Raw genomic sequence first — 9304 nt, 5'->3', positions numbered from 1 at the left:
CCCCGGGGGGGCCGCGGCCCGGCGCCGTGGGCCGCTTTCCGCGTCGGCGCGGCGTCGTTCGCCGCGGGCGGCCTCCCGGCGCCGTCGTAAATCCACATGGAGGCACAATGGGGCGCTATGTCGCGCGGCGACTGCTCCAGATGATCCCGGTGTTCATCGGGTCAACCCTGCTGATCTTCCTCATGATGTACGCCCTCCCCGGCGACCCCGTCCGGGCGATGTGGGGAGAGCAGGCCGTGGACGAGGCGCAGATCGCCGCCCTCAAGCACGATCTCGGTCTCGATCTGCCGCTCTGGCATCAGTACTGGAACTACCTCAGCGGACTGTTCCAGGGTGACTTCGGCACCCAGATCGCCAGTCAGAGACCCGTGGCCGACATCATCGAGCAGGCCTTCCCGGTGACCGTCCGGCTCGCCCTGTTCGCCTTCGTGTTCACCGTGGTCGCCGGCATCTCGCTGGGCGTCATCGCCGGGCTGCGCGCCGAGCGCTGGCTCGACAAGGGTCTGCTGTTCGTGACCCTGCTGCTGATCTCGGTGCCGTCCTTCGTGCTCGGCTACGTCGCGCAGTTCGTCTTCGCCTTCCAGCTGGACTGGCTGACGCCGACCGTGCAGGACTCCGAGAACTTCGGGGACCTGACGATGCCGGCCCTGGTGCTCGCCTCGCTCTCGCTGGCCTATGTCACCCGGCTGACCCGCACCTCCATCGCGGAGAACATGCGCGCCGACTACATCCGCACCGCCGTGGCCAAGGGGCTGCCCCGCCGCCGCGTGGTCGGGGTGCACCTGCTGCGCAACTCGCTGATCCCGGTGGTCACCTTCCTCGGCACCGACCTGGGCACCCTGCTCGGCGGCGCCGTGGTCACCGAGGGCATCTTCAACATCCAGGGCGTCGGCTTCACCGTCTTCGAGGCGATCAACCGCCGCGAGGGCTCCACGGTCGTCGGCATCGTGACCCTGCTCGTCATCGTCTATCTCTGCGCCAGCCTGATCGTCGACCTGCTCTACGCGGTCCTGGACCCGAGGATTCGGTATGCCTGACGTGACCGAGGAGACCCGCGTGTCCACCACCGCGTCCGCCGATCCGGCCGTGGCCGCGCCGCCGGCCGCACCCAAGTCCTCCGCGGCCGCCGGCAAGCCGCGCAGCCTGTGGACCGACGCCTGGTACGACCTCCGCCGCAACCCGCTGTTCGTGATCTCGGCGGTGCTGATCCTGCTGCTGCTGACCATGGCGGTCTTCCCGAGCCTGTTCACCAGCGCCTCGCCCCGCGACGGCGATCTGACCGGCCACTACCTCGCCGAGCCGCAGTACGGCCATGTGTTCTCGCCCGAGTGGCTCGGCTACGACGGCCAGGGCCGCAGCATCTACGCCCGGCTGATCTACGGCGCCCGCGCCTCGGTGCTCGTCGGCGTCGCGGTGACCGCCGCGGTCACCCTCTTCGGCGGGCTGGTGGGCATGCTCGCCGGCTACTTCGGCGGTTGGCTGGACACCATCCTCTCCCGCCTCACCGACACCTTCGCCGGCGTGCCGTTCCTCCTCGGTGCCATGGTCGTCCTCACCACCTTCGAGGTGCGCACCGTCTGGGTGGTCTCGCTGGCCCTGGCCTTCCTCGGCTGGACCCAGCTCGCCCGGGTCACCCGCGGCTCGGTGATCTCCATCAAGCAGGCCGACTACGTGGTCGCCGCCAAGGCCCTCGGCGCCGGCACCGGCCGCATCCTGCTGCGGCACATCCTGCCGAACGCGGCGGCCCCCGTGATCGTCGTCGCCACCATCGCGCTCGGCGGCTACATCGCCTCCGAGGCCACCCTGTCGTTCCTCGGCATCGGCCTGTCGGAGCCCACGGTCTCCTGGGGCATCGACGTCTCGGCCGGCAAGGACCAGCTGCGCACCGCGCCGCACGTCCTGCTGTTCCCGGCGGTGATGGTGTCGATCACCGTGCTCGCCTTCATCATGCTCGGCGATGCGGTCCGCAACGCCCTCGACCCCAAGCTGCGCTGAGGAGGGCGTACATGACCACCATCGAGAAGACCGCCGACGCCCCCGCGCCCCGTTCCGGCGCGCAGGAGAGCGAACCGCTGCTCCAGGTCCGCGACCTGCACGTGGAGTTCCACACCCGGGACGGTGTGGCCAAGGCCGTCAACGGCGTGAGCTACAGCGTCGCCGCCGGCGAGACCCTGGCCGTGCTGGGCGAGTCCGGCTCCGGCAAGTCGGTCACCGCCCAGGCCATCATGGGCATCCTGGACATGCCGCCCGGCCGGATTCCCCAGGGCGAGATCCTCTTCCGCGGCCGGGACATGCTGAAGATGTCCGGCGAGGAGCGCCGCAAGATCCGTGGTGACAAGATCGCCATGATCTTCCAGGACGCGCTGTCCTCGCTGAACCCGGTGCTCACCGTCGGCTACCAGCTGGGCGAGATGTTCCGGGTGCACCGGGGCATGTCCAAGAAGGACGCCAAGGCCAAGGCCGTCGAGCTGATGGACCGGGTCCGCATCCCGGCCGCCAAGCAGCGGGTCAACGACTACCCGCACCAGTTCTCCGGCGGCATGCGCCAGCGCATCATGATCGCCATGGCGCTCTCGCTCGAACCGGAACTGATCATCGCGGACGAGCCGACGACCGCCCTGGACGTGACCGTCCAGGCCCAGGTGATGGACCTGCTCGCCGAGCTCCAGCGCGAGTTCAACATGGGCCTGATCCTGATCACCCACGACCTGGGCGTGGTGGCCGACGTCGCCGACAAGATCGCGGTGATGTACGCGGGCCGGATCGTGGAGACGGCGCCGGTGCGCGAGCTCTACAAGAGCCCGGCCCACCCGTACACCCGCGGCCTGCTCGACTCCATCCCGCGCCTGGACCAGAAGGGCCAGGAGCTGTACGCGATCAAGGGCCTGCCGCCCAACCTGCTCAACATCCCGGCGGGCTGCGCCTTCAACCCGCGCTGCCCGCAGGCGCAGGACATCTGCCGGACGGACGCGCCGGTGCTGCACGACGTGGCCGCGGAGCGCGGCAGCGCGTGCCACTTCTGGAAGGAGACACTCCATGGCTGAGCTCAGGAAGACCGACGAGGCCGCCGTCTCCGCCGCGAAGACCGGCCCGGCCGGCGCCCCGGGTGACGCGACGCCCCAGGTGACCGAGGTGGTCGTCTCCGACGCCTCCACCACCGTCGAGGTGGAGGCCGTGCTCGACGCCCCGGTCGAGCGGGGCGAGCCGATCCTCCAGGTCCGCAATCTGGTCAAGCACTTCCCGCTCACCCAGGGCATCCTGTTCAAGCGGCAGGTCGGCGCCGTCAAGGCCGTCGACGGCGTCTCCTTCGACCTCTACCAGGGCGAGACCCTGGGCATCGTCGGCGAGTCCGGCTGTGGCAAGTCCACGGTGGCCAAGCTGCTGATGACGCTGGAGAAGGCCACGGCCGGTGAGGTGTTCTACAAGGGCCAGGACATCACCAAGCTGTCCGGCCGGGCGCTCAAGGCGGTCCGCCGGAACATCCAGATGGTGTTCCAGGACCCGTACACCTCGCTCAACCCGCGGATGACGGTGGGCGACATCATCGGGGAGCCCTTCGACATCCATCCGCGGGTGGTGCCGAAGGGCGATCGACGGCGCCGGGTGCAGGAGCTGCTGGACGTGGTCGGGCTCAACCCCGAGTACATCAACCGCTATCCGCACCAGTTCTCCGGCGGCCAGCGCCAGCGCATCGGCATCGCCCGCGGCCTGGCGCTCAACCCGGAGATCATCATTTGTGACGAGCCGGTCTCCGCGCTCGACGTCTCCGTCCAGGCCCAGGTCATCAACCTGATGGAGAAGCTCCAGAACGAGTTCGATCTGAGCTACGTCTTCATCGCCCACGACCTGTCCATCGTGCGGCACATCTCCGACCGGGTCGGGGTGATGTACCTGGGGAAGATGGTCGAGATCGGCACCGACGAGCAGATCTACGACCACCCCACGCACCCGTACACCCAGGCGCTGCTCTCCGCCGTGCCGGTGCCCGACCCCGAGCTCCGCGAGGGCCGGGAGCGGATCATCCTCACCGGCGACGTGCCCTCGCCGGCCAACCCGCCGTCCGGCTGCCGGTTCCGCACCCGCTGCTGGAAGGCGGAGGACCGGTGCGCCACGGAGGCGCCGCTGCTGGCGATCCCGGAGCGGTTCGCCGCCGCCACCACCCCGGCGGCGCACGAGTCGGCCTGCCACTTCGCGGAGGAGAAGGACGTGGTGCACGCCTGACGGTCCCGCCGGGGGGCTGGTCGCCGAATCGCCGAAGTTCCGTACGCCGGCACCGTTCATAGCGCGTCGTCACCGTCGCCGTCCACCGAGGCGCCTGGGAGTCACCCCTCCGAGGCGCCTCGGCTCAGTTATTGAACTCCCTTGAGGGGCAAGGGAGTGACACGGTGGACGGGTTCGTTGACGCTGGGCGAGACTGTGCGGGTCAGTGAGGGAGGGTCGAATGGGGCTGCGGGCCAATCCCACCTACCGCCAGCGGCGATTCGGGGCGGAACTGCGTCGGCTGCGCAAGCGGGCGGGTCTGTCGTCGACCGAGGCCGCCGCCGCCCTCGGCATGAAGCAGCCCCAGCTCAGCAACGCCGAGGCAGGCAAGACCGGTCTCAATGAGGAACGGGTACGCCATCTGGCACAGGCCGCCGGTATTAGTGCTAGTCCGTTTCTCGAGGCGCTGATCGAGATGGGGCAGGAGGCGGGCCGGGGCTGGTGGAGCGGCTATCGCACGCTGCTGAGGCCCTCGCTGCTGGACGTGGCGGAGCTGGAGGCGGGCGCGACGGCCATCGCCGCCTACGAGCCGATGTTCATCCCCGGTCTGCTGCAGACCCGCGAATACGCCTCCGTCATCCACCGGGAGGGCTATGCGCGGGCCACCGCCGAGGAGCAGGAACTGGCCGTGGAGTTCCGCATGCACCGCCAGTCCGTGTTGTACGGCGAGGACGCACCGGCATTCCACGCGGTCATCCACGAGGCGGCGCTGCACGCCTCCTTCGGCAGCCGGGAGACAATGCGCGGCCAGCTGTTGCGGCTGATCGAGATGTCCCGGCTGCCGAATGTCACCATTCAAGTACTGCCCTTTGACGGAAAAGTGCCCTTCGGCACGTCGTTCACCCTGACCGAGCCCGCCGTGCCGGAGCTGAGCACGGTGGTCGTGGCGCATATCGAGAAGTCCCTCTATCTCGGGGACGCGGACGCCCTTGCCCGCTACAGGAACTGGTTCGCTAGGCTGACCGAGGTAGCGCTGCCTCCCCTTGACGCGACGGTGTCGCCCGAGGCACATATCGCGAAGGACTCGCTCGGACTGCTCCTCAGGCTCCTGTATCCGCTGTTATAGGAAGGCGTCCATGTCTCAGCTCAGGTGGCAGAAGTCCAGCTTCAGCGAGGGCGGGACCGACACCTGTGTCGAAGTCGCGGTGGACACCTGGGGGACGCCGCACCTGAGGGAGAGCGACCAGCCTTCGACGGTCCTGGTGACCACCCCGGAGACTTTCATAGCATTTCTCTGCGCCGTCAAAACGGGAACATTCGACCATTCGGCTCTGTGAAACAGGCGCGGCCGGGTGAAGGACCGCGTGGATATCCTCCGGAGAAGTGCTCCGGGGTCACACCGTGGGGTGTTATTCGGTGATGGTGACCCGGCACTGAGTTAAGGAGGCACCCCATGCGCTCAGCCACGCGCCTGACACGGGCGGCGGGCGCGGCGGCCCTGGCCCTGGTGGCGACGGCCTGCGGTGGCGGGGGCGGCGACAGCACCGGCATCGTCCGCTCCTCCTGGGGCGACCCGCAGAATCCCCTGGAGCCGGCGAACACCAACGAGGTCCAGGGCGGCAAGGTCCTGGACATGCTCTTCCGCGGCCTCAAGCGCTACGACGCCAGGACCGGCGAGGCCAAGGACATGCTCGCCGAACGGATCGAGACCTCGGACGCGCAGAACTTCACCGTCACGGTCAAGGACGGCTGGACCTTCTCCAATGGCGAGAAAGTGACCGCCCGGTCCTTCGTCGACGCCTGGAACTACGGCGCGCTGGTCGACAACAAGCAGAACAACGCGCCGTTCTTCGCCACCATCGAGGGCTACGACCAGGTCCACCCGGCCAGCGGGGACGCCACCGCCAAGACCATGTCCGGGCTCCAGGTCAAGGACGAGCGGACCTTCACCGTCAAGCTCACCCAGAAGTTCTCCACCTGGCCCGAGACCCTGGGCTATCAGGCCTTCGTCCCGCTCCCCAGGGCATTCTTCGACGACCACGACAACTGGCTGAAAAAACCCATCGGCAACGGCCCGTACACGATCCATTCGTACACCAAGGGCTCGTCGATGAAGCTCCGCGCCTGGGAGGGCTACCCCGGCCCGGACAAGGCGCGGAACGGCGGGGTGGACCTGAATGTCTACACCGACAACAACACCGCGTACACCGATCTGATGGCCGGCAATCTCGACCTCGTCGACGATGTGCCGGCGGCCCAGCTCAAAAACGTCGGGAAGGACCTCGGCGACCGCTATATCAACCAGCCGGCTGGCATCATCCAGACGCTGGTCTTCCCCATGTACGACAGCAACTGGAACGCGCCCGGCAAGGAGAAGGTCCGCCAGGGCATCTCCATGGCGATCAACCGCCAGCAGATCACCGAGCAGATCTACCACGGCACCCGTACCCCGGCCACCGACTGGTCCAGCCCGGCCCTCGGCGAGAAGGGCGGCTACCGGGAGGGCGTCTGCGGTGACGCCTGCCGGTACGACCCCGCGCGGGCCAAGCAGCTCGTCGAGGAGGGCGGCGGACTGCCCGGCGGAAAGATCACGCTGACCTCGAACGTGGACACCGGCTCCCACCGGGTGTGGATGGACGCGGTCTGCAACAGCATCAACAACGCCCTCGGCGGCCAGCCCTGCACCGTCAACCCCATCGGCACCTTCGCGGACTTCAAGAACCAGATGTCCGAGCAGCGGCTCACCGGACCGTTCCGCTCCGGCTGGCAGATGGACTACCCCCTGATCCAGAACTTCCTCCAGCCGCTCTACTACACGGGCGCCTCCTCCAACTACGGCAAGTGGAGCGACGAGAGCTTCGACCGGCTCATCGACGAGGCCAACGCCGAGAGCGACCCCGACAGGGCGATCGGCCTCTTCCAGGACGCCGAGAAGATCCTCGCCGACCGCATGCCCGCCATCCCCCTCTGGTACCAGAACGGCAACGCAGGCTATGCGGACCAGCTCTCCGACGTGGTCCTGAACCAGTTCAGCGTCCCCGTCTACGACCAGATCACGGTCAACTGACCAGCGGCGGCGCACCGCCCCCCGACCCCGGAGCCCCCATGGGACGCTATGTGATCCGGCGGCTGCTCCAGATGATCCCGGTGTTCATCGGCAGCACGTTTCTCATCTTCTTCATGGTGTACGCGCTCGGCGACCCCGTCGCGGCCCTCTTCGGCGACAAGGCGCCCGACCCCGCGACCGCCGCCCGCATCCGCCGGGACCTCTACCTCGACCAGCCGCTGTGGAAGCAGTACCTGCACTACATGGGGCAGATCTTCCAGGGCGACTTCGGCACCGCCTTCAACGGCCAGGAAGTCCTCGACCTGATGGGCAGCGCCTTTCCCGTCACCCTGCGGCTCACCCTGGTCGCCATCCTCATCGAGCTCGTCGTGGGCATCGTCCTCGGGGTGCTCAGCGGGCTGCGCCGGGGCCGCTCCCTGGACACCTCGGTGCTGCTGCTGACCCTCGTCGTGATCTCCGTCCCCACCTTCGTCACCGGCTATCTGCTGCAGTTCCTCCTCGGCGTGAAGTGGGGCGTGGTGCGGCCCTCGGTCTCCCCCGACGCCCCCGTCGACGAGCTGATCCTGCCCGGGGTGGTGCTGGCCCTGGTCTCCCTCGCCTATGTCACCCGGCTGGCCCGCACCTCCATCGCCGAGAACACCCGCGCCGACTACGTCCGTACCGCCGTCGCCAAGGGCCTGCCGCGCCACCGGGTCGTCACCCGCCACCTGCTGCGCAACTCCCTGATCCCGGTGGTCACCTTCATCGGCACCGACATCGGCGCCCTCATGGGCGGTGCCATCGTCACCGAGCGGATCTTCAACATCCATGGCGTGGGCTACCAGCTCTACCAGGGCATCCTGCGGAACAACGCCCCCACCGTCGTGGGCTTCGTGACGATCCTGGTGATCGTCTTCCTGGTCGCCAACCTCCTCGTCGACCTCCTCTACGCCGTGCTCGACCCCAGGATTCGCTATGCCTGAGCCCCGTCACGACCCCAAGGAAGCGATCGCCCCCACCGGCAGCGGCGGGGCGATGGACCTCGCCCTGAGCGAGGCCGAGACGCTGGAGCGGCGGCCCGGCACCGAGCAGGCCCCCGGCGGCCCCGAGCGCACCCCGCGCGGCCTGTGGTCGGACGCCTGGCTGGAGCTCCGCCGCAACCCCGTCTTCGTCGTCTCGGCGCTGCTGATCGTCTTCCTGGTGCTGATCGCCCTCTGGCCGCAGCTCATCGCCCCCGGCGACCCGCTCCGCTGCGATCTCGCCAGATCCCAGGGGGGTTCGGAGCCCGGCCACCCCTTCGGCTTCGACACCCAGGGGTGCGACGTCTACACCCGTACGGTCCACGGCGCCCGCGCCTCGGTCACCGTCGGGGTCTGCGCCACGGCCGGCGCGGCGCTGCTGGGCAGCCTGCTCGGCGGGCTCGCCGGATTCTTCGGCGGCTGGTGGGACGCGACGCTCTCGCGCGCCGCCGACATCTTCTTCGGCATCCCGGTGATCCTCGGCGGGCTGGTGCTGCTCTCCGTGGTCACCAGCACCACCGTCTGGCCGGTGGTGGGCTTCATCGTGCTGCTCGGCTGGCCGCAGATCTCCCGGATCGCCCGCGGCTCGGTGATCACCGCCAAGCAGAACGACTACGTCCAGGCGGCGCGGGCGCTCGGGGCCGGCCCCACCCGGCTGCTGCTGCGCCATGTGGCGCCCAACGCCGTCGCCCCCGTGATCGTGGTGTCCACCATCGCCCTGGGCACCTATATCGCGCTGGAGGCCACCCTCTCCTTCCTCGGAGTGGGGCTGCACCCGCCCACCGTCTCCTGGGGCATCGACATCTCCAACGCCGCCTCGCAGATCCGCAACGCCCCGCACATGCTGCTGTGGCCCGCCGGCGCGCTGAGCGTCACCGTACTGGCCTTCATCATGCTCGGCGACGCGGTCCGCGACGCCCTCGACCCCAAGCTGCGCTGAGGAGCCCGACCCGTGACCACGCCGCCGCAGCCGCCCACGGCCGACCCGGCCCCGAGCGCCCGCGCCGCCTGGACGTAGTCGTTCTGCTTGGCGGTGATC

9 protein-coding genes are annotated in these 9304 nt (G+C 68.9%); all 9 read left to right on the top strand.

Annotated elements, in window-relative coordinates:
• Window positions 1–107: 107 nt before the first annotated feature.
• Window positions 108–1037, top strand: coding sequence for an ABC transporter permease (locus ACSNOD_RS23765; RefSeq protein ID WP_436769067.1), 930 nt, complete (start codon window positions 108–110; stop codon window positions 1035–1037).
• Window positions 1030–1995 carry an ABC transporter permease gene (locus ACSNOD_RS23760; protein WP_436769066.1) on the top strand — a complete coding sequence of 322 codons (966 nt, stop codon included), beginning with the start codon at window positions 1030–1032 and terminating at the stop codon, window positions 1993–1995. The genes ACSNOD_RS23765 and ACSNOD_RS23760 overlap by 8 nt, the downstream gene beginning before the upstream one ends.
• Before the next feature lie 11 nt (window positions 1996–2006).
• Complete coding sequence (locus ACSNOD_RS23755) at window positions 2007–3044, top strand: ABC transporter ATP-binding protein (RefSeq protein WP_436769065.1); 1038 nt, start codon at window positions 2007–2009, stop codon at window positions 3042–3044.
• Window positions 3037–4221, top strand: coding sequence for an ABC transporter ATP-binding protein (locus ACSNOD_RS23750; protein ID WP_436769064.1), 1185 nt, complete (start codon window positions 3037–3039; stop codon window positions 4219–4221). Before ACSNOD_RS23755 ends, ACSNOD_RS23750 begins: the two co-directional genes overlap by 8 nt.
• Before the next feature lie 220 nt (window positions 4222–4441).
• The gene (locus ACSNOD_RS23745) at window positions 4442–5326 is read left to right on the top strand and encodes a helix-turn-helix domain-containing protein (RefSeq protein ID WP_436769063.1); all 885 of its coding nucleotides are present in this window, start codon (window positions 4442–4444) and stop codon (window positions 5324–5326) included.
• 10 nt (window positions 5327–5336) lie between these two features.
• The gene (locus tag ACSNOD_RS23740) at window positions 5337–5537 is read left to right on the top strand and encodes a DUF397 domain-containing protein (RefSeq protein ID WP_436769062.1); all 201 of its coding nucleotides are present in this window, start codon (window positions 5337–5339) and stop codon (window positions 5535–5537) included.
• Between the two features lie 116 nt (window positions 5538–5653).
• Window positions 5654–7267, top strand: a complete 1614-nt coding sequence (locus ACSNOD_RS23735; RefSeq protein WP_436769061.1) for a peptide ABC transporter substrate-binding protein — start codon at window positions 5654–5656, stop codon at window positions 7265–7267.
• 38 nt (window positions 7268–7305) lie between these two features.
• Window positions 7306–8229 carry an ABC transporter permease gene (locus ACSNOD_RS23730; protein ID WP_436769060.1) on the top strand — a complete coding sequence of 308 codons (924 nt, stop codon included), beginning with the start codon at window positions 7306–7308 and terminating at the stop codon, window positions 8227–8229.
• Entirely contained in the window at window positions 8222–9205 is a 984-nt protein-coding gene (locus tag ACSNOD_RS23725; RefSeq protein WP_436769059.1) for an ABC transporter permease, read from the top strand. The genes ACSNOD_RS23730 and ACSNOD_RS23725 overlap by 8 nt, the downstream gene beginning before the upstream one ends.
• The last annotated feature ends 99 nt before the right edge of the window (window positions 9206–9304 follow it).

It is taken from the genome of Streptomyces sp. URMC 123, assembly GCF_051386515.1.
Taxonomy (GTDB): Bacteria; Actinomycetota; Actinomycetes; order Streptomycetales; family Streptomycetaceae; genus Streptomyces.
This window is presented reverse-complemented; position numbering and strand designations above follow the sequence as displayed.

Coding starts and splice junctions, on each gene's coding strand:
- ACSNOD_RS23755 (WP_436769065.1), top strand. CDS start 2,007: ATGACCACCATCGAGAAGACCGCCGACGCCCCCGCGCCCCGTTCCGGC.
- ACSNOD_RS23760 (WP_436769066.1), top strand. CDS start 1,030: ATGCCTGACGTGACCGAGGAGACCCGCGTGTCCACCACCGCGTCCGCC.
- ACSNOD_RS23735 (WP_436769061.1), top strand. CDS start 5,654: ATGCGCTCAGCCACGCGCCTGACACGGGCGGCGGGCGCGGCGGCCCTG.
- ACSNOD_RS23740 (WP_436769062.1), top strand. CDS start 5,337: ATGTCTCAGCTCAGGTGGCAGAAGTCCAGCTTCAGCGAGGGCGGGACC.
- ACSNOD_RS23765 (WP_436769067.1), top strand. CDS start 108: ATGGGGCGCTATGTCGCGCGGCGACTGCTCCAGATGATCCCGGTGTTC.
- ACSNOD_RS23725 (WP_436769059.1), top strand. CDS start 8,222: ATGCCTGAGCCCCGTCACGACCCCAAGGAAGCGATCGCCCCCACCGGC.
- ACSNOD_RS23730 (WP_436769060.1), top strand. CDS start 7,306: ATGGGACGCTATGTGATCCGGCGGCTGCTCCAGATGATCCCGGTGTTC.
- ACSNOD_RS23750 (WP_436769064.1), top strand. CDS start 3,037: ATGGCTGAGCTCAGGAAGACCGACGAGGCCGCCGTCTCCGCCGCGAAG.
- ACSNOD_RS23745 (WP_436769063.1), top strand. CDS start 4,442: ATGGGGCTGCGGGCCAATCCCACCTACCGCCAGCGGCGATTCGGGGCG.